General features: G+C 65.1%; 19 protein-coding genes and 1 tRNA gene. 15 read left to right on the top strand and 5 right to left on the bottom strand.

The window, feature by feature from the left end; all coding sequences use genetic code 11:
• Nucleotides 1-95: 95 nt before the first annotated feature.
• Nucleotides 96-608 carry a DUF805 domain-containing protein gene (locus tag QRM96_RS01585; RefSeq protein WP_109044599.1) on the top strand — a complete coding sequence of 171 codons (513 nt, stop codon included), beginning with the start codon at nt 96-98 and terminating at the stop codon, nt 606-608.
• Nucleotides 609-737: 129 nt separating this feature from the next.
• Here QRM96_RS01585 and QRM96_RS01580 read toward each other — a convergent pair whose 3' ends face one another.
• Both QRM96_RS01580 and QRM96_RS01575 read right to left on the bottom strand, forming a co-directional pair.
• Nucleotides 738-1,655, bottom strand: a complete 918-nt coding sequence (locus tag QRM96_RS01580; RefSeq protein WP_109044598.1) for an NmrA family NAD(P)-binding protein — start codon at nt 1,653-1,655, stop codon at nt 738-740.
• Nucleotides 1,656-1,775: 120 nt separating this feature from the next.
• Nucleotides 1,776-1,858, bottom strand: a tRNA-Leu gene (locus QRM96_RS01575).
• A 169-nt stretch (nt 1,859-2,027) separates the two neighbouring features.
• Here QRM96_RS01575 and QRM96_RS01570 point away from each other — a divergent pair.
• Both QRM96_RS01570 and QRM96_RS01565 read left to right on the top strand, forming a co-directional pair.
• Nucleotides 2,028-3,332, top strand: a complete 1,305-nt coding sequence (locus QRM96_RS01570) for a M20/M25/M40 family metallo-hydrolase (RefSeq protein ID WP_018761330.1) — start codon at nt 2,028-2,030, stop codon at nt 3,330-3,332.
• A gap of 9 nt (nt 3,333-3,341) precedes the next feature.
• Complete coding sequence (locus QRM96_RS01565) at nt 3,342-4,502, top strand: acyl-CoA dehydrogenase family protein (RefSeq protein WP_109044597.1); 1,161 nt, start codon at nt 3,342-3,344, stop codon at nt 4,500-4,502.
• 64 nt (nt 4,503-4,566) lie between these two features.
• Here QRM96_RS01565 and QRM96_RS01560 read toward each other — a convergent pair whose 3' ends face one another.
• On the bottom strand, nt 4,567-4,800 hold the full coding sequence (locus QRM96_RS01560) for a DUF5703 family protein (RefSeq protein WP_018761332.1): 234 nt from the start codon (nt 4,798-4,800) through the stop codon (nt 4,567-4,569).
• 40 nt (nt 4,801-4,840) lie between these two features.
• Here QRM96_RS01560 and QRM96_RS01555 point away from each other — a divergent pair, with 40 nt between their 5' ends.
• Nucleotides 4,841-5,104 carry a hypothetical protein gene (locus tag QRM96_RS01555; RefSeq protein ID WP_018761333.1) on the top strand — a complete coding sequence of 88 codons (264 nt, stop codon included), beginning with the start codon at nt 4,841-4,843 and terminating at the stop codon, nt 5,102-5,104.
• 48 nt (nt 5,105-5,152) lie between these two features.
• Here QRM96_RS01555 and QRM96_RS01550 read toward each other — a convergent pair whose 3' ends face one another.
• Entirely contained in the window at nt 5,153-6,082 is a 930-nt protein-coding gene (locus QRM96_RS01550) for an aldo/keto reductase (RefSeq protein WP_109044596.1), read from the bottom strand.
• A gap of 51 nt (nt 6,083-6,133) precedes the next feature.
• On the opposite strand from QRM96_RS01550, the gene QRM96_RS01545 reads away from it, so the two are divergent.
• Both QRM96_RS01545 and mshC read left to right on the top strand, forming a co-directional pair.
• Nucleotides 6,134-6,967, top strand: coding sequence for an undecaprenyl-diphosphate phosphatase (locus tag QRM96_RS01545; RefSeq protein ID WP_285318083.1), 834 nt, complete (start codon nt 6,134-6,136; stop codon nt 6,965-6,967).
• A gap of 15 nt (nt 6,968-6,982) precedes the next feature.
• Nucleotides 6,983-8,260, top strand: a complete 1,278-nt coding sequence (gene mshC / locus QRM96_RS01540; protein ID WP_018761336.1) for a cysteine--1-D-myo-inosityl 2-amino-2-deoxy-alpha-D-glucopyranoside ligase — start codon at nt 6,983-6,985, stop codon at nt 8,258-8,260.
• 78 nt (nt 8,261-8,338) lie between these two features.
• On the opposite strand, the gene QRM96_RS01535 is transcribed toward mshC, so the two are convergent.
• Nucleotides 8,339-9,244, bottom strand: coding sequence for a PAC2 family protein (locus QRM96_RS01535; protein WP_018761337.1), 906 nt, complete (start codon nt 9,242-9,244; stop codon nt 8,339-8,341).
• A gap of 199 nt (nt 9,245-9,443) precedes the next feature.
• Here QRM96_RS01535 and QRM96_RS01530 point away from each other — a divergent pair, with 199 nt between their 5' ends.
• The 9 genes from QRM96_RS01530 (at nt 9,444) to pafA (ending at nt 19,256) form a co-directional block, all read left to right on the top strand.
• The gene (locus QRM96_RS01530; RefSeq protein ID WP_240617699.1) at nt 9,444-10,127 is read left to right on the top strand and encodes an HAD family hydrolase; all 684 of its coding nucleotides are present in this window, start codon (nt 9,444-9,446) and stop codon (nt 10,125-10,127) included.
• Nucleotides 10,120-11,310: a site-2 protease family protein gene (locus tag QRM96_RS01525; protein WP_109044700.1), complete on the top strand. Its 1,191-nt coding sequence runs from the start codon at nt 10,120-10,122 to the stop codon at nt 11,308-11,310. The genes QRM96_RS01530 and QRM96_RS01525 overlap by 8 nt, the downstream gene beginning before the upstream one ends.
• 101 nt (nt 11,311-11,411) lie before the next feature.
• The gene (locus QRM96_RS01520) at nt 11,412-12,476 is read left to right on the top strand and encodes a tRNA (adenine-N1)-methyltransferase (RefSeq protein WP_285318080.1); all 1,065 of its coding nucleotides are present in this window, start codon (nt 11,412-11,414) and stop codon (nt 12,474-12,476) included.
• Between the two features lie 82 nt (nt 12,477-12,558).
• A complete protein-coding gene (arc, locus tag QRM96_RS01515; protein WP_018761341.1) occupies nt 12,559-14,310 on the top strand; it encodes a proteasome ATPase in 1,752 nt (583 codons plus the stop codon).
• A gap of 50 nt (nt 14,311-14,360) precedes the next feature.
• On the top strand, nt 14,361-15,980 hold the full coding sequence (dop, locus tag QRM96_RS01510; RefSeq protein ID WP_285318362.1) for a depupylase/deamidase Dop: 1,620 nt from the start codon (nt 14,361-14,363) through the stop codon (nt 15,978-15,980).
• An 84-nt stretch (nt 15,981-16,064) separates the two neighbouring features.
• Nucleotides 16,065-16,268: a ubiquitin-like protein Pup gene (locus tag QRM96_RS01505; RefSeq protein ID WP_018761343.1), complete on the top strand. Its 204-nt coding sequence runs from the start codon at nt 16,065-16,067 to the stop codon at nt 16,266-16,268.
• A gap of 80 nt (nt 16,269-16,348) precedes the next feature.
• The gene (gene prcB, locus QRM96_RS01500) at nt 16,349-17,170 is read left to right on the top strand and encodes a proteasome subunit beta (RefSeq protein ID WP_018761344.1); all 822 of its coding nucleotides are present in this window, start codon (nt 16,349-16,351) and stop codon (nt 17,168-17,170) included.
• Nucleotide 17,171: 1 nt separating this feature from the next.
• Nucleotides 17,172-17,882 (top strand): proteasome subunit alpha, encoded by a 711-nt coding sequence (gene prcA, locus QRM96_RS01495; protein ID WP_018761345.1) that lies wholly within the window; start codon nt 17,172-17,174, stop codon nt 17,880-17,882.
• A 9-nt stretch (nt 17,883-17,891) separates the two neighbouring features.
• A complete protein-coding gene (gene pafA / locus QRM96_RS01490) occupies nt 17,892-19,256 on the top strand; it encodes a Pup--protein ligase (RefSeq protein ID WP_018761346.1) in 1,365 nt (454 codons plus the stop codon).
• Nucleotides 19,257-19,271: the final 15 nt, after the last annotated feature.

Raw genomic sequence — 19,271 nt, 5'->3', positions numbered from 1 at the left:
AAATTGGGAAAATTGTTACCCCTGTGCAGGCTATTTCGACCGCATCGACAGTACGATGAGCACGTTCCAGTCACTTCTGACACCTGGGGGAAACCTTGAGCTATCCGCAATACCCGTCGCAGCAGCCCTATCCGCCGCAGCAGTATCCGTCCCAGCAGTCCTGGCCCGGCGGGGAACCCCCGCTCTGGGCCCCTTACTATGGCGCCCCGTTCCCGGTGGCGGTCAAGCGGTTCTTCAAGAAGTATGCAGCCTTCTCCGGCCGGGCCAGCAGGAGCGAATACTGGTGGTGGACGCTCGTCGCCGTCATCGTCGGCATCGTCCTGAACATCATCATCAGCTCCGGCATGGTGGCGTCAACGTCGACTTACGGCAGCGCTCCGCAGCTGGGTCCTGGAGCAGTTGTCGGACTGATCCTGGGCATGATCTGGGGCCTGGCCACCATCGTCCCGTCGCTGGCTCTGACGGTCCGCCGCCTGCATGACAGCAACAAGAGCGGCTGGCTGATCCTGCTGGGACTCATTCCGTTCGCCGGAGCGATCATCCTGCTGGTCTTCACCCTCATGGGGCCGGACCCGGCCGGGCAGCGGTTCGACCAGCCCACTCAATAACCCAGCTGCCGGCCCGCCGGAAAGGCGGGGGTAAGGAAGAGGGGAAGACCACCATGGTCTTCCCCTCTTTCATGTCTTGGGCCCGTCGCATTCCCGGGTGGCGGCAGGTGCCGGCTGCAGCGTTTGGGATCAGCGATCGGCCGTTGTCTGTGCCAGGTGACCTTGGAGGACATCGCGGACCGAAGTCCACCGGTGCGGCCCGTACCGGTGGTTGTCGACATGGCGGAGTTCGGCCTGGCCGCTGAACATGCTGAAGAAGTACTGCATGCCCTGCCAGGCCGGAAAGGCTCCCTCCCTGTCCTTCGAGAAGCGGCGGCCGATCCTGCCCATCGCCGACAGGGTCCCGGTGGTTCCGGCCCACTGCAGCGCAAAGGGCTTTCCCGTGAGTTCGGTCATGGTCCGGGCAACGGAACGGGCAGTGACCCGGTCACCGGCCACTTCGACAACCCGGGGTGCGGCCTTGTCGAGCGCGACAAGCGCGACGACGCGTGCCACATCATCTTTGGTGGTGAAGTCGAGGATTTGGTCGGCTGAGGACCAGTAGAGGACCCGGCGGCGCGAGAACAGGATCATGGGCGCCTGCCCGGTGAGCATGTCCGCAAACGCACCGTTCAGGACGGACGTCACGCGGAGGGGAGCGGCGTCGAGTTCCGCGGCGAAATCACGGCGGAGCTCGAAGTTCCGGTTGCTGCCGGGAGTGACGCGACGGTAGTCGGCGGAGTAATCCGACGGGATGAACCGCGCCACACCTGCCTCGATGGCGGCTGCGAGGAGCGACCTTTGCGCGTCGATGATGACCGGACGCGCCCCGCTGACAGCCGAGATGACCGTGTCGACGCCGGACAGGGCGGAGACGAGGCCGGCGTGGTCCGTGTAGACGGCCTCGCGGACCTGCACGCGATCCGCCCCGCCGAAGACTTTCTGCGCCCTGCCGCTCCCGGGACGGGTAAGGACCCGGACGAGCGTGTCGTGGCGCAGCAGCTCACGAACAATGCGTTGGCCGAGATCGCCGGTGGCTCCGGCGACAAGGACGGTACTGGTAGTCATGGCCTGCCTTCCCGGTGGGATTGGTGGTGCGACGCCGGTAAGGAACCCCGGGAATCGCCTGGGGTTGCCCGGATACAGAAAAACCCCGGAAAATCATTGATTTTCCGGGGTTTCCCAATGTGCGCGGAGGGGGACTTGAACCCCCACCCCCTTTCGAGGACTAGCACCTCAAGCTAGCGCGTCTGCCATTCCGCCACCCGCGCAGGTGGTATTTCGGGAAGCCGTCCCGCCTTTCAGCGTTTCGCGCCTCTCCGAAGCAGCGAGAAAAACTCTAACATGACTTTTCGGGAAGAACGAATCGGGCCGAATGGGTAGGCTGAGGACAGCGATTCAGCTCGTGCCACCCAGTCATTCCCTACAAAGGAGATACCAATGCCTGACGTCCTGCCCGAGGATGAAGTTGTCCGGATTTGCCAGGAACTCATCCGGATCGACACGTCCAACTACGGTGACGGATCGGGTCCGGGCGAGCGGGCAGCTGCTGAATACACCGCAGGGCTGATCGAGGAAGTGGGATTGGACGCGGAGATCTTCGAATCCGCCCCGGGCCGCGCCAGTGTTGTGAGCCGCTTGGCGGGGGAGGACCCTTCGGCAAGTGCCCTGGTGGTCCACGGCCACCTGGACGTCGTGCCCGCCCTGCGTGACCAGTGGTCAGTGGACCCGTTCGGCGCGGAACTGAAGGACGGGCTTATCTGGGGACGCGGCGCCGTCGACATGAAGGACATGGATGCCATGATCCTGTCCGTCATGCGCAGCTTCGCCCGGGACGGCAGGAAGCCCAAGCGCGACATCATCTTTGCGTTTTTCGCCGATGAGGAGGCCGGCGGCGTCTACGGCGCCCGGTACGCCGTGGACAACCGTCCCGAACTCTTCGAGGGCGCCACCGAGGCAATCTCGGAGGTGGGCGGTTTCTCCGCCACCATCGGCGGCCAGCGCACCTACCTGCTGCAAACCGCCGAGAAGGGGATCTCCTGGCTTCGGCTGGTGGCCCATGGCAGGGCCGGCCACGGCTCGCAGATCAACACGGACAACGCCATCACCCGACTGGCCGCGGCTGTCACCCGCATCGGCGAGTACAAATGGCCCATCGAGCTCACCCCCACGACCCGCCAGTTCCTTGACGGAGTGACTGAACTCACCGGAGTGGAGTTCGACGCCGACAACCCGGACCTCTTGCTGGACCAGCTTGGCACCGTGGCCCGCTTCGTCGGCGCCACCCTGCAGAACACCACCAACCCCACCCTCCTCAAGGGCGGTTACAAGCACAACGTCATTCCGGAGTCGGCCGAAGCCCTTGTCGACTGCCGCACGCTGCCCGGCCAGGAACAGCAGGTCCTGGAAATCGTCCGCGAGCTCGCCGGCACCGGCGTGGATGTGAGCTATGTCCACAACGACGTCTCATTGGAGGTTCCCTTCGCCGGGAATTTGGTGGACTCCATGATCGATGCCCTCCACAAGGAGGACCCGGGCGCCAAAGTGCTGCCCTACACCCTCTCCGGTGGCACGGACAACAAGTCGCTCAGCCGGCTGGGGATCACCGGCTACGGCTTCGCACCGTTGATGCTTCCGGACGAGCTCGACTTCACCGGTATGTTCCATGGGGTGGACGAGCGGGTCCCGGCCGATTCCCTCAAATTCGGCGCACGGGTGCTGAACACCCTGCTGACCAACTACTAGGGGACGGCTGTGACTCCGGAACAGCTGCTGCCGGACGCTCTCCTGGAGCGGATCCGGCAACGCGCGGCCGGTTACGACCGGGACAACGCCTTCTTCCACGAGGATTTGGAGGAGTTGGCGGCTGCGGGATACCTGAAGCTCTTCGTGCCGGCGTCCGACGGCGGTCCGGGCCTTGGGCTCCGGGCGGCGGCGCAGTGCCAGCGCAGGCTGGCAACGGCTGCCCCCGCCACCGCACTGGCAGTCAATATGCACCTGGTCTGGACCGGCGTCGCACATGTCCTGGCCGCCCGGGGCGACGACTCCTTGTCCTTTGTCCTGGAAGAAGCCGCGCAGGGCGAAGTGTTTGCGTTCGGCAACTCCGAGGCGGGCAACGACTCCGTCCTCTTTGACTCACGGACCATCGCGGCGCCGGCCCCGGACGGCGGGTACACGTTTACCGGAACGAAAATCTTCACGAGCTTGTCGCCTGCCTGGACCCGCCTCGGGATCTTCGGCAAGGACCCTGCGGCCAGGGATGGAGCGGGAGAGCTTGTCCATGGATTCATCCGCCGCGGATCGCCGGGCTACCGGATCCTTGACGATTGGGACACGCTGGGCATGCGGGCCAGCCAGTCCGCCACCACGGTGCTGGAAGGCGCGGCAGTACCGGCGGACCGGATCTTTCGGAAGCTGCCGGTGGGGCCCAACGCCGACCCCCTCATCTTCGCCATCTTCGCCTGCTTCGAGACGCTCCTTGCCGCCGTCTATACGGGGCTGGGGGAGCGTGCCCTGACAGTGGGCGTGGAGACGGCAAAGCGGCGCACATCGTTCAAGAACGGCGGACGCAGCTACGCCCAGGACCCCGACATCCGCTGGAAAGTCGCCGAAGCGGCCATGGCCATGGATGCGCTCTACCCCCAGCTGGACGCCGTGGCGGCGGACGTCGACGCGCTGGCTGATCACGGGTCCCAGTGGTTCCCCAAGCTGGTGGGGCTGAAGGTGAATGCGACCGAAACCGCCAGGCGGGTAGTGGACCTGGCCATCCGGGTCAGCGGCGGATCCAGCTACTTCAGGGGCTCCGAACTGGAGCGGCTGTACAGGGACGTGCTGGCCGGCATGTTCCACCCTTCCGACGATGAGTCAGCCCACAACACCGTCGCCAACGCCTGGCTCGGTCCCCTGGAGGAGTAACCCCGGCGCGGGGCACCTGCTCCTGTTCGTTCCCCCAAGGGCCGCTGGTTCCCCAAAGCCCGCCCTATACGGTGCGTTGGACCTGCATGACCCGGCGGCGCAGCCAAAACCGCCGGCCGCCGCCCATGTAAAGCTTGCTGCGTTCCAATTCCCACTTGCCGTACTCGGAGTGTTCCACCAGGCGGCGCCGCGCCTCCGGCAGGGAATCCTCAGGGCTGAGCGTCAGTACGAGGTATTCGTACTGCCGTAAATAGTCCCGCTCCCGCTGGACTGAGCTGGTGAGAAATTGCTCCTTCATTTGCTCTCCATTTTCGTTCTTTTCCGGCTAACGTGAAGTCATGAGCATCGATCCGCGTGTCGCGCTTTCGTCCCTGACCACCGCTTTGGAAGAACACCTTATAGCAGCATCGAACCGGCGCGGGGACGGTGACCCCTCCGTGGAGGCAGCCTTTTTTGCAGTTGCAGATGCGTTCGAAGTTTATGAAGACGCCCTCTATGAGGCCTACAACGAAGTTACCCCGTTGCAGGTGTTCGACGATGAAGACGACGATGATGAAGCCGACGTGGACGACGACGAAGACCTGGAGATTGTGGAGGAATAGCGCAGCGGGGAAAGACTCTGGAGCCCGCGGGATCCCGGTGGTGGGTCGCTAGGCGGACACGTCTTCCAGCGCCCTGGCAATTTGGGGCGGCAGCGGGGAGAGCTGGGCGTCGAGGATCTCTTTCAACTGCACGTTCGTGCGGGCCCCGACAACAACTGTGGCGACGCCGTGCTGGGACAGCAGCCAGGACAATGAGACATCATGCGGTGAACGTCCCAGCCCGTTGGCTGCCATGCACACGGCGTCCACGATGCGGGACGGCTTCTCTTCCAGGTAGGGCTCCACGTAATCGGCCTCGCCCGCGGAGGCGCCGCGCGAACCGGCCGGAATGCTGCCCCGGTATTTGCCCGTGAGGACACCCCGGCCCAGGGGACCCCAGGCCATCAGGCCCAGCCCGGCGTCTTCGAGGGCCGGCATGAGTTCCGATTCCGCCGACCTGTTAAGGAACGAATACTCGGCCTGGGCGGCCACGAGCGGTACGCTGCTGATCGCCGCAGCCTTAGCCGCCTGCCAGCCTTTGAAATTGGAGATTCCGGCGTACCGGGCCCGGCCCGACCGGACAGCGAACTCCAGTGCTGCCAGCGTCTCCTCGAGGGGAACGTTTCCGTCCCACTCTTCGGCGAACCAGAGGTCCACGTAATCCGTGCCCAGCCTGGCCAGGCTGGCGTCCAGCCCGGTGAGCATCGCATTCCGTGAGGTATCCACGGCGCGCCGGCCATCCGGCGTCGTCATTCCCGCTTTGGTGGAGATGGAAATTTCCGTGCGGGATACCACGTCGCCCAGCAGCGCGCCCAGGATCGCTTCGGAGCCCCCGCCAGCGTAGGACGCGGACGTGTCCACATGCCGGCCGCCCGCACCAAGGAACGTCCGCAGCATCTCGGAGGCGTCCTGCTCGTCGGTCTCCCGGCCCCAGGAACGGGTGCCCAGGGAGAGGGCTGAAACTCGCAATCCACTGTTGCCGACGTAACGCTGCTGCATAGCAGCAAGCTTACGGGCAGAAGCGCCACCGCCATGCCGTAGGGTCTTAGCGTGAACTGGTTTGAAGCGGCCCTGCTGGGCCTAGTGCAGGGACTGACCGAATTTCTACCGATTTCATCGAGCGCACACCTGCGGATTGTGGGGGAATTCCTTCCCAACGCGCAGGATCCGGGTGCAGCTTTTACGGCCATCACCCAGCTGGGCACGGAAACAGCTGTGCTGATCTACTTCTGGCGTGACATTGTCCGCATCGTCAAAGCCTGGGCGGGCTCACTGGCCGGCAAAGTGCCGCGGCAGGATCCCGATGCCCGCATGGGCTGGCTGGTGATTCTGGGCAGCCTGCCGATCATCGTGCTGGGGCTGCTCTTCCAGGACCAGATTGAATCGGTCCTGCGCAGCATGTGGATCGTTGCCACCATGCTGATTGTCTTTGGCCTCGTCCTCGCCGTGGCGGACGCCATCGGCGCCCAGAAGCGGGACCTGGCCCACCTGACCTACAAGCACGGCATCTTTTACGGCCTGGCCCAGGCCATGGCCCTGATCCCGGGTGTGTCACGCTCCGGCGGCACCATTACCGCCGGACTCCTGATGGGCTATACCCGTGAGGCCGCCGCCCGGTATTCCTTCCTGCTCGCCATCCCCGCCGTTTTCGGCAGCGGGCTCTACCAGCTCTACAAAGTGGTCACCAAGGAAGGCATTACGGGGCCGTTCGGTCTGCCGGAGACCGCCCTGGCCACCGTGATCGCACTGGTGGTGGGGTACGTGATCATCGGCTGGTTCCTGAAGTTCGTCTCCACCCGCAGCTACAGGCTGTTTGTCTGGTACCGGATCTTCCTTGGCCTCGCCCTCTACCTCCTCCTCGGTTTCAACGTCATCAGCGCCTAGGACTAGGCTTTACCTGTGAAATCCTGGACTTCCCGCCCCGTTCCCGCACTGCCCGGAAACATGCCCGCCATCCGGCTGTTCGACACTGCGGCAGGCCGCGAAGTGGCCCTCGAACCGGAGGCCAGGCCCTCCATGTACGTCTGCGGCATCACCCCCTACGACGCAACCCACATGGGTCACGCCGCCAGCTACGTCGCCTTCGACCTGCTGAACCGTTCGTGGCGCGACGCCGGCAGCGAGGTGTCCTATGTCCAGAACGTCACCGACGTGGACGACCCCCTGCTCGAGCGCGCCACCGCCACCGGGGTTGACTGGCGCGATTTGGCCGCACAACAGGTGGAGCTCTTCCAGACCGACATGGAAGCCCTCAACGTCCTGGCGCCGGACCACTACGTGGGCGCTGTTGAGTCCATCGGGCTCATCGTGCCCGAAGTGGAACGGCTGGTGAGCATGGGCCTGGCCTACACAGTGGGCGGCAGCAACGGCGAACCCGACGGAGACGTCTATTACGACGTCGAAGCAGCCGGCAAGCAGTCAACCGCACCTGACGCGTGGGCACTTGGCGCCATTTCCCACCTGGGCGAAAGCGCCATGCTGGAGCTTTTCGCCGAACGTGGCGGCGACCCGGGGCGCGCCGGAAAGCGGCAGGCCCTGGATCCGTTGCTGTGGCGGGTGGCGCGGGACGGCGAACCAAGCTGGCCCGGTGGAAGCCTGGGCCCAGGCCGGCCCGGCTGGCACATCGAATGCACCGTCATCGCGCAGAAGTACCTCCCGTCACCATTCACCGTGCAGGGCGGCGGCTCCGACCTGATCTTCCCGCACCACGAAATGGGCGCCGGCCACGCCTACTCACTGGCTGGAGTCCCCCTGGCGAAGCACTACGCACACGCCGGCATGGTGGGGTTGGACGGCGAGAAGATGAGCAAGTCCAAAGGCAACCTGGTGCTGGTTTCGAAGCTCCGTGCCGCCGGCGAGGACCCGGCTGCCATCCGGCTGGCGATCCTGTCCCACCATTACCGTTCCGACTGGTCGTGGACGGATGAAGGGTTCTCCGCGGCCAAGGCAGACCTCGCGGCATGGCGGACGGCCCTGCAGCATGCCCCCGCAGGTTCGGGGACGGCGCTCCTGGCCGAGATGCGCGAAGCGCTGGCAGCGGACCTCAACGCGCCCGCAGCGGTTGCCGCCGTATCCCGGTGGGCACGCAAAGCCAATGATGCCGGCGCTGCTGCCAGCGCCGCCGACGCCGCCCTGGTCAAGGACGCGGTGGACGCCCTCCTGGGCATCCAGCTGTAACGAACTCCGCTTCGGGCGGCACAAAAAGGGCCTGGCCCGGAGTCCTCCGGGCCAGGCCCTTTCCGCGTCCGGCGGGTTTCAGCCCCTGTCCTGGCCCCGCCGCTTCAAATACCGCTCGAATTCCCGGGCAATGGACTCGCCGCTCGCTTCGGGCAGATCGGCGGTGTCCTTGGCTTCCTCCAACTGGCGCACGTAGGCGGCGATCTCCGGGTCCTCCGTGGCCAACTCATCCACCCCGCGCTCCCACGCCTCGGCCTCCTCGGCCAGCTCATGGGTATCCAGGGGCACCTGGAGGAGTTCCTCGATGCGGTGCAGGAGGGCGAGCTGGGCCTTGGGCGAGGGTGCCTGGGCCACGTAGTGCGGTACGGCAGCCCACAAGGACACGGTGGGAATGCCTGCCAGCAGGGACACCTCGGACAGCACGCCGACAATGCCCACTGGCCCTTCGTATTGGGACGCTTCCAAGTCCATCCGCTCCCGGAGCGGGGCGTCGTCGGAGGACGTGCTCACCGGAATCGGGCGGCTGTGCGGGACATCCGCCAGGAGCGCTCCGACGAGGACCACGTAATCCACGTGCAGCGCTTCCGCATGAACCAGGAGCTCAGCGGTGTAGGCGCGCCATTTATAGGATGGCTCGGTGCCCTGCACAAAGATGACATCCACATTGGAATTTGGCGCGCTGGCTTTGTAGATCCGGGTGGAAGGCCACTTGATCTTCCGTTCGCCTGCCGCGTTCCTGCGGACGGTGGGGCGCGTGAACTGAAAGTCGTAGTACTCGTCAGCATCGATGGAGGCGACTTTCTTGCCGCCCCACAATTTGTTCAGGTAGCGCAACGAATCGCTGGCCGCTTCTCCGGCGTCGTTCCACCCTTCAAAGGCGGCAAGCATCACCGTTACGCGCTGTCCGTCTGCCACCGGCTGGAGGAACCGTTCCCGCTCGGGTCCGGCACCCTCTTCCGCCGTGGCTCCCTCGAAGCTATTCATTTCTTCACCCTACGTCCAAGGTGCTTGGTCGTGCATGGATTGAAGCGCCGCAAATCCCCGTAAACCCGTCCTTGTGGCACCCCTGCCGCGTCATATTCGCCAAGGGCGTAGCCCACAGCCTCCGCCCAGCCACGCCCCGTAGACTGGCTATATGTCAATACCTGCCGCCAGTTCACCGCTCAAGGCCGTCCTCTGGGATATGGACGGGACCATCGTGGATACCGAGCCGTACTGGATCGCCGCCGAGCGGGCACTGGTTGAGGCGCACGGAGGAACCTGGAGCCACCAGCAGGCCATGCAGCTGGTTGGACAGTCACTGACTTTTTCTGCCGGACTGTTGCAGCAGGCGGGTGTGGAGCTGGAAATCCGCGACATCATCGACGCCCTGACGGCCCAGGTCATCAGCAGCGTCCAGCAGCAGGTGCCGTGGCGGCCCGGTGCCCGTGAGCTGTTGGAAGAACTCCACCAAGCCGGGGTCCGGTGCGCCTTGGTCACCATGTCCGAAGGTCCACTGGCCCGGGAGGTGGTGGCCAACCTTCCCAGGCCTTACTTCGACGTGCTGGTCACCGGTGACACCGTTACCCAGGGCAAGCCGCATCCGGAGGCCTACCTGACGGCAGTGGAGTTGTTGCAGGAAGCCGACCCCGAGCTCGGCATCCACCATTGCGTCGCGCTGGAAGATTCCGTGCCGGGCGTGGCTGCAGCGGTTGCCTCCGGGGTCGCAACGGTGGCAGTGCCGCACATCGTTCCCCTGCCCGACCATGAGAGCTACGAGCTCTGGGACTCCCTGGCCGGCCGGTCACTGGGAGAGCTGGAAGCCCTGCTGGTGGGTGCGGGTCCAAAAGGCCTCGCGGCACCCGCTTCGGGTGATCCCCGTGGCTGAGCACAGCACGAAGCCTGGCACCGGCCAGGAGGCCCCCGGGCGCCGCGAAGGGATCCCGCTGGGACGGATCGCCGGCGTCCCCGTGGTCCTGGCCTACTCATGGTTCGTCATTGCGGCCTTCACGGTGATCGTGTACGGACCGGTACTGGCACGGAACAACCCCGTGCTGGGCGCCAGTGCCTACGTCGTCGCTTTCGCCTACGCCGTCCTGCTGTTGATCTCTGTGCTCGTGCATGAACTGGCCCACGCCCTCACCGCGAAAATCTACGGCTGGCCCACCCAGAAAATCGTCCTGAACCTCTGGGGCGGCCACACCCAGTTCGAGAGCTTCACAGCTTCCCCGGGGCGCTCGGTAGTGGTGGCCCTTGCCGGACCGGCGGCCAACTTCGTCCTGGCCGGGGGCGCGTGGCTGGTGCTGGGCACCAACAGCCTGGGGAGCGTCGCCGAAATCCTGACGAACATCTTCATGTGGGCCAACTTCCTCATCGGCGTCTTCAACATCCTTCCTGGCCTTCCGCTGGACGGGGGCCGGATGGTCGAGTCCATCGTCTGGAAAGCCACCGGCAGCCAGGCCAAGGGCACCGTTGCCGCCGGCTGGGGCGGGCGGATCATCGTCCTCGCCATCGCCTACTGGTTCCTGGTACGCCCCTTCCTTGCCGGTGACAGCCCGGACTTCAGTTTCCTGATGATCACCATCCTTGTTGGCGGCTTCCTGTGGATGGGCGCGTCGGCGTCCATCCAACAAGGGACACTGCGCGGCAGGCTCCCGCTGGTCAGTGCCGCGGCATTGTCCATGCCCGCTGCCGGCCTGCCTGCGACCGCAACCGCCGGAGACGCCCTGCGCCTCTCGGAGGGAGGGGCAAGGGCAGTGGTGGTCTGCGGACCGGACGGACGGCCGCAAGCCGTGGTGGACCCGGAGGCACTCCAGTCAGTCCCCGCTGCCGCGGCGGATTCGACGCCGGTTGATGCCGTTTCCTTCCCGCTCGCGGGCGGCGCGTACGTTCCCGAGTGGTCCAAGGGACAGGAGCTGGTCCAGTTCCTGTCCCAGGTTGCGGGCCGCCACTATGCGGTGGTGGACCACAATGGACAGGTCACCGGACTGTTGACGCAGGAAGCCGTCCTCGCAACCATCACCGGCAAGAGTCCGCGGAACAATAGCTCCCCTCAGGGCCAGAACCGGTAGAGTTACCTGCCGGTCATGCATTGCCGCCGCCAACGCCAACTGGCGCCCCGAGGGACCAGGGGAGCGCGGCACCACCAGGTTTACAGGAGCGAGGAAAAATCATGAGCAGCGAAACTGCCGTCAACGACGCCAAGGGTGCAGCACCATCCAGTGTTGCCGCCAGCGGCTCGCAGCCGGTGGGAGCCGCCCGTCGCCGCGGCCCTTTCCGCGAGGGCGAACGCGTCCAGCTGACCGACGAACGCGGCCGGATGAACACCATCACCCTGGAGCGTGGCGGCGCTTTCCACACCCACCGCGGCTTCCTTAATCACGACGAGATCATCGGCAAGGTGGATGGCTCGGTCGTGGTAAACAATGTGGGCCAGCAGTACCAGACACTGCGCCCGCTGCTTTCCGACTTCGTCCTCTCCATGCCGCGCGGCGCCGCTGTCGTCTACCCCAAGGACGCGGGCCAAATCGTCACCATGGCGGACATCTTCCCCGGCGCCCGCGTGGTGGAAGCCGGCGTCGGCTCGGGTGCCCTGTCCATCTCGCTCCTGCGTGCGGTCGGCGACAACGGCTACCTCCACTCCTTCGAGCGCCGCGAGGAATTCGCCGACATCGCCCGCGGCAACGTGGAAACCATCTTCGGCGGCCCGCACCCTGCGTGGCAGATTTCGCTCGGCGACTTCCAGGAGGAAGTGGTCAAGGCCGAGGCCCCCGGCTCCGTCGACAGGGTGGTCCTGGACATGCTGGCACCCTGGGAATGCCTCGACGCCGTGGCCACGGTCCTCGCCCCCGGCGGCGTGTGGATCAACTACGTCGCCACCGTCACGCAGCTCTCCCGGACGGCTGAGGCCATCCGCGCCGACGGGCGCTTCACGGAACCCGATGCCTGGGAGTCAATGGTCCGCGGCTGGCACCTCGAAGGTTTGGCGGTACGCCCCGACCACCGCATGGTGGCCCACACCGGGTTCCTCCTGGTCAGCCGCCGGCTGGCCGACGGGGTCACCGGAATCTCCGTGAAGCGCCGTCCTTCGAAGACCGAATTCAACGAAGAAGACGTCAATGCCTGGACCCCCGGTGCCGTAGGGGAGCGGGCGGTGTCGGACAAGAAACTCCGCCGGGCCGCCCGCGACGCCATTGCCGGCACGAACGTCGTGGACACCCCCGAGGTTACGAACTAGTCCATATTTCGGGAGTCTCCATCCCTACCCGCCTTCTTGGGACTAATGTCTTAAGAGAAGCGCAGGAAGGGGCTGATACATCATGGAGACTCCAAACCAGGACTCCGGACGTACACCGGCAGAGCAGTCTGCCGCCAACGACCTCTCGGTTGCTGACCGCCAGGTCAACATACTTCGGGACAAGCTCAGGCACATCGACCGCCAGCTCGCAGCGGCAACCCAGAACAACACCAAGCTGGTCACCATGCTTGAGACCGCGAAAGCGGAAATCCTGCGGCTTAAGAACGCCCTGGACCAGGAAGGACAGCCGCCGTACAGCTTCGGCACCATCCTGCAGATCAATCCCAAACGGCAACCCGCTCCGGGCAGCAGCGGACAGGCCGCCACCGAGGAATCAGTGGACATTTTTAATGCCGGCCGGAAGATGCGGGTGGGCATCAGCCCCTTGGTCAACATCAACCAGCTGGCGGTCGGGCAGGAAGTACTGCTTAACGAGGCGCTCCTGATCGTCGCCGGGCTCGGCTATGAGCGGGCCGGCGAGCTCGCCACGTTGAAGGAGATGCTGGGACGCGACCGCGCCCTGGTGGTGGGCCGTGCGGACGAAGAACGCGTCGTCCGCCTGTCCGGTGCCCTCCTGGCCGAAAAGCTCAGGGTCGGCGATGCCCTTTCCATCGATTCACGCACCGGATATGCGCTGGAAAAGGTTCCGCGTTCCGAGGTGGAGAACCTGGTCCTTGAGGAAGTTCCGGACATCACCTACGAGGACATTGGCGGCCTCGGGCCCCAGATCGAACAGATCCGCGACGCAGTCGAACTGCCGTTCCTGCATCCGGACCTCTACCGGGAGCACGGGCTGAAGGCCCCCAAGGGCATCCTCCTCTACGGTCCCCCCGGCTGTGGCAAAACGCTGATCGCCAAGGCGGTGGCCAATTCCCTCGCCGCCCGGGCGGCAGAGCGGTCCGGGAACGTGGATCTCAAGAGCTACTTCCTCAACATCAAGGGGCCCGAACTCCTTGACAAATATGTGGGCGAAACGGAACGGCACATCCGGCTGATCTTTTCCCGCGCCCGTGAAAAGGCTTCCGACGGCAGCCCCGTAGTGGTCTTCTTCGACGAGATGGACTCGCTGTTCCGTACCCGCGGCACCGGGATTTCGTCCGACGTCGAGACCACCATCGTGCCCCAGCTCCTCAGCGAGATCGACGGCGTGGAACGCCTCGACAACGTGATCGTGATCGGTGCGTCCAACCGTGAAGACATGATCGACCCCGCGATCCTCCGGCCGGGCCGGCTGGACGTGAAGGTCAAGATCCAGCGCCCGGACGCGGAAGCCGCCGCAGACATCTTCAACAAATACATCACACCCGACCTGCCGTTCCACGAATCGGACCTGGCCGAACACAACGGTGACGTCCAGGCGACGGTAGACGCCATGGTCCAGCGCACCGTCGAAGCCATGTACTCCACGGACAAGTCCAACGAGTTCCTGGAGGTCACCTACGCCAACGGTGATACCGAAATGCTCTACTTCAAGGACTTCAACTCGGGCGCCGTGGTCCAAAACGTGGTGGACCGGGCCAAGAAGTACGCCATCAAGGATTTGCTGACCTCGCACCAGAAGGGACTGCGGATCGAACATCTCCTGCGCGCCGTGGTGGATGAGTTCCGCGAACACGAGGACATGCCCAACACCACCAACCCTGACGACTGGGCGCGCATCTCCGGGAAGAAGGGCGAACGGATCACCTACATCCGAACCATCGTCCAAGGCAAAGCCGGGCAGGAGCCCGGGAAGTCGATCGAAACCATGCCCACCACGGGACAGTATCTGTGACGGGTGCATCAGGACCCGCCGTCGGGGACGCCCTCCCTGCCGGCGGGGCCATGCGGGTGATGGGAGCGGAAACCGAATACGGCATCCATGCTCCCTCGGCACCCTCGGCCAACGCCACCATGATGAGTGCCCGCGTTGTCCAGGCCTATGCCCAGGTCACCCGGCAGCGGGCCGCCGGGGGAGCGGAAACCCGGTGGGACTACACGGATGAAGAACCCCTGCACGATGCCCGGGGCTGGACGGTGGACCGCGGATCGGCGCATCCCAGCCAGCTGACCGACCAGCCGCCGGTGCTTGACGCCGAGTCCGTAGCGTTGGCCTACGGCCGTGAGGAACTTGAGCTCGACGGCCAGGACGAGTCCGGGTCCCTGTTAATGAACATGGTCCTTGGCAACGGGGCACGGCTGTACGTTGACCATGCCCACCCGGAGTACTCAAGCCCCGAGGTCACCAACCCGCGCGATGCCGTGGCCTGGGACGCAGCGGGCGACCTGGTCGTCCTGGCCGCTGTCCGGCGCCTGGCAGCCGACCCTGCCCTTCCTCCGGTCAATCTCTACAAGAACAACACCGACAACAAGTCCGTTTCCTATGGGTCGCATGAAAACTACCTCATGCCCCGATCCGTACCATTTGGCGACATTGTCCGTGGACTGACACCCTTCTTCGTCAGCCGTCAGGTGGTGTGCGGAGCCGGACGCTTGGGACTGGGCCAGGACAGTTCCGTCCCCGGTTTCCAGGTCAGCCAGCGGGCCGACTTTTTTGAGGCGGAAGTCGGGCTGGAAACCACCATCCGCAGGCCCATCATCAACACCCGGGACGAGCCGCACGCCACCGCGGACAAGTATCGGCGCCTGCACGTGATCATTGGGGATGCCAACCTCAGCCAGGTGTCCAGCTACCTCAAATTCGGTACCACCGCCCTGGTCCTCAGCCTGATCGAAGCCGGGCTGGCACCAAAAATCGAGGTCTACGAGCCTGTTACCGCACTGAAGACGGTCAGCCACGACACGTCGCTGACCGCCAAGCTGCGCCTCCTGGACGGCCGTCGGGTGACGGCGCTGGACCTTCAGTGGATGTACCACGAGGCCGCCGCAAAACTTGCGCAGGACACCGGCGTCGGTGACGCCGTGGATGGCGACGGCCACACCCACGACGTCCTGGAACGGTGGGCTACCGTCCTGACGCAGCTGGACAACGACCGCACCGCGGCTGCGGGGTCGGTGGAGTGGCTGGCGAAACTCTCCCTGCTGGACGGCTACCGGCAACGCGACGGACTGGAATGGAGTGATGCCCGGCTCGGCTTGGTGGATCTGCAGTGGTCCGACATCAGGCCTGAAAAAGGCCTGTACTACCGCATGCTCGCCAGGGGCCGGATGCAGCGTGTGGTGGACGACGCCGCCATCGCCGCCGCAGTGGCGGAGCCTCCGGAGGACACGCGGGCGTTCTTCCGCGGCAAGTGCATCAGCAGCTTCGGCAAGGACGTCGTGGGCGCCAGCTGGGATTCGGTGATCTTCGACGTGCCGGGTTACGGACGGCTCCAACGCGTGCCCACCCGGGAGCCCTTGAAGGGAACCAAAGAGCTGACCGGAGCGTTGTTTGAGCGCTACCGGGAAGCCGGACCGTTCCTGGGAGAACTGCTGGGACACAACAGCACTCCGCCTGCGGCGTAAACCGCGCCGGAATGCCCGTCCCGTGGCAGGATGGGGATATCGGAGGATCCGCCGGATCCGCCGGAAGAACGAGGAGGGAAACCGATGGCAGGCCAGGAGCAACAGCAGCCGCAGTCACGTGACAGCCAGGTCGAAGACGACATTCCCGAGGCACCCCCGGCACCGCCCGAGGCGCAGGCATCGGCGTCGACCGAAGGCGTGGACGACCTCCTGGATGAAATCGACGGCGTGCTGGAATCGAACGCCGAAGAATTCGTCCGGGCCTTCGTCCAAAAGGGCGGCCAGTAACCCGGACCCGATGGGTGGCGGAAGCCGCGGCCGGCCGGAATCTGTACCGACGTTGAGGTACCACGTTCAAGGAGTGATGAGTGCAGGAATCAACCGCCAACCAGGTAGCCGCCAACGCCACCTCGTCCTTTACCGAGCATCTGCAGCGGGACCGGCCGGAGCTATTGCCCTTTAGCCGGTCCTTCTCCGGCAGCGCGTCAGCGGCTGCCCCCGTGCAGGTTCCCCACGCCACCACGATCGTAGCGATGAGCTACACCGACGGTGTCCTGATGGCGGGCGACCGGCGGGCCACCATGGGCAATGTCATTGCCAGCCGGCACATTGAGAAGGTTTTCCCCGCCGACCGCTTCTCGGTCCTTGGCATCGCCGGAACCGCAGGCATTGCTATCGACCTGACCCGGCTCTTCCAGGTTGAACTCGAGCACTACGAGAAGATCGAGGGCACCCAGCTCAGCCTTGAGGGAAAGGCAAACCGGCTGGGCGCCATGATCAGGGGCAATCTGCCCATGGCATTGCAGGGCCTGGCAGTGGTACCGCTCTTCGCCGGCTTCGACACGGGCGCCAACGTGGGCAGGTTGTTCTCCTATGACGTCACCGGAGGCAGGTACGAGGAACACGAACACCACACGGTGGGCTCGGGTTCAGTCTTCGCCCGCGGGGCCTTGAAGAAGCTTTGGCGGCCCAACCTCACCGCCGCCGAGGCGCTGTCCGTGGCCGTGGAATCCCTCTACGACGCGGCGGACGATGACTCCGCCACCGGCGGTCCGGATACCGTCCGGCAGTTGTGGCCGGTGGTCTATACCGTGGACAGGACGGGCGCCCGGCGGGTTCCGGACGCCGAACTATCGGCCGCATCGCGGAACATCATCGAATCCCGCACCATCGCCGGACGGGAGGCCTGAGATGACGCAGCAGTTCTACGTCTCGCCTGAACAGCTGATGAAGGACCGCGCGGACTTCGCGCGGAAGGGCATCGCCCGCGGCCGCTCGGTGGTAGTGATCAGCTGCGCGGACGGCATCGCCCTGGTCGCCGAGAACCCTTCCCCGTCACTGCACAAGATCGGCGAGATTTACGACAAGATCGCTTTCGCAGCCGTAGGGAAATACAACGAATTTGAAAGCCTCCGCCAGGCAGGTGTCCGCTACGCCGACGTTCGCGGCTACTCCTATGACCGCGAGGACGTCACCGCCCGCGGGCTGGCCAGCGTGTACGCGCAAAGCCTCGGAGCAGTCTTCACCGCCGAGCAAAAGCCCTTCGAGGTGGAGCTTGCCGTCGCCGAGGTGGGCCCCACCCAGGCCGACGACCACCTGTACCGCCTGACCTTCGACGGCTCGATCGCAGACGAACACAGCTTCGTCGTCATGGGTGGGCAGGCCGAAAAAGTCTCCTCCGCCATCGACGCCGGCTGGCAGGCCTCCCTGGGGTTCGCCGACGCCGTCCGCCTGGCCCTGAAAGGGCTGACCCCCGCCGCGGACACGGACCAACCGCCCACCCCGCTGCCCGCAAGCGCCCTCGAAGTGGCGGTCCTGGACAGGCGTTCCGAAAGCTCCCGCGGGACACGGCGCGCCTTCCGCAGGCTGAACGACGCGGACATTACGGCATTGCTGGCCTAGGAGGACCACATGGACAAGAGAATCTTCGGTATCGAAACCGAATTCGGGATCTCGTATTCAAGCCCCGACTCGAGGCCTCTTGCTCCCGAAGAGGTGGCGCGGTACCTCTTCAGGAAGGTGGTCAGCTGGGGACGCTCATCCAATGTTTTCCTCACCAACGGTTCCCGGCTCTACCTCGATGTTGGATCCCACCCCGAGTACGCCACCGCCGAGTGCGATGACCTTGCCCAGCTGATCGCCCATGACCGCGCGGGCGAGCTGATCCTCGACGACCTCGTGGACGAAGCCCAAGCCAGGCTGGCGGCGGAGGGCTTCAACGGCACCGTTTATTTGTTCAAGAACAACACGGACTCCGCCGGGAACTCCTACGGCAGCCACGAGAACTACCTCATCCCGCGGCGCGGGGAATTCTCCCGCCTCGCGGAGATCCTGATCCCTTTCCTGGTGACCCGCCAGCTCATCGCAGGGGCCGGAAAGATCCTCAAGACGCCGCACGGAGCCACCTACGCGTTCTCCCAGCGTGCCGACCACATTTGGGAGGGCGTATCCTCCGCAACCACCCGGTCACGCCCCATCATCAACACCCGGGACGAGCCACACGCGGATGCCGAGTTCTACCGTCGGCTCCACGTCATTGTCGGGGACTCGAACATGTCAGAGGCCACAGCGCTCATGAAGGTGGGCACCGTGGACCTGGTCCTGCGGATGATCGAAGCAGGCGTGATCATGCGCGACATGCGGATGGAAAACCCCATCCGGAGCATCCGCGAAATTTCCCATGACCTCAGCGGCAGGGCACTCGTGCGGCTCGCCAACGGCCGCCAGCTTACCGCCCTGGAGATCCAGCAGGAGTACCTCACCAAGGTCACCGCTTTCGTCCAGGAACATGGCGCGCACAACCCGCACGTTCCAGTAATCCTGGACCTGTGGGAACGGACCCTCCACGCGATCGAGACCGGTGATACCAGGAGCATCGACACCGAAATCGACTGGGCCATCAAGAAGAAGCTGATGGACAACTACCGCGAACGCCATGGCCTGGGCCTGGAGGCGCCACGCATCGCCCAGCTGGACCTGACGTACCACGACATCTCCCGCAGCCGGGGCATCTACTATTTGCTGCAGTCCCGCGGTGCCGTGCGCCGGATCGTTGACGATACCGTCATCAAGGGAGCCGTGGACGCGCCGCCGCAAACCACGCGCGCCAAGCTGCGGGGCGACTTTGTCCGCCGCGCGCAGGAGTTGGGCCGCGACTACACGGTGGACTGGGTGCACCTGAAGCTCAACGACCGTGCCCACCAGACCATTCTCTGCAAGGATCCGTTCCGCAGCGTAGATGAGCGCGTGGATGCCCTGCTCGACTCTATGGGCTGACGTCCAGCTTCAGGG

The organism is Pseudarthrobacter sp. lyk4-40-TYG-27 (assembly GCF_030209295.1).
In the GTDB taxonomy this organism is placed as follows: domain Bacteria; phylum Actinomycetota; class Actinomycetes; order Actinomycetales; family Micrococcaceae; genus Arthrobacter.
This window is presented reverse-complemented; position numbering and strand designations above follow the sequence as displayed.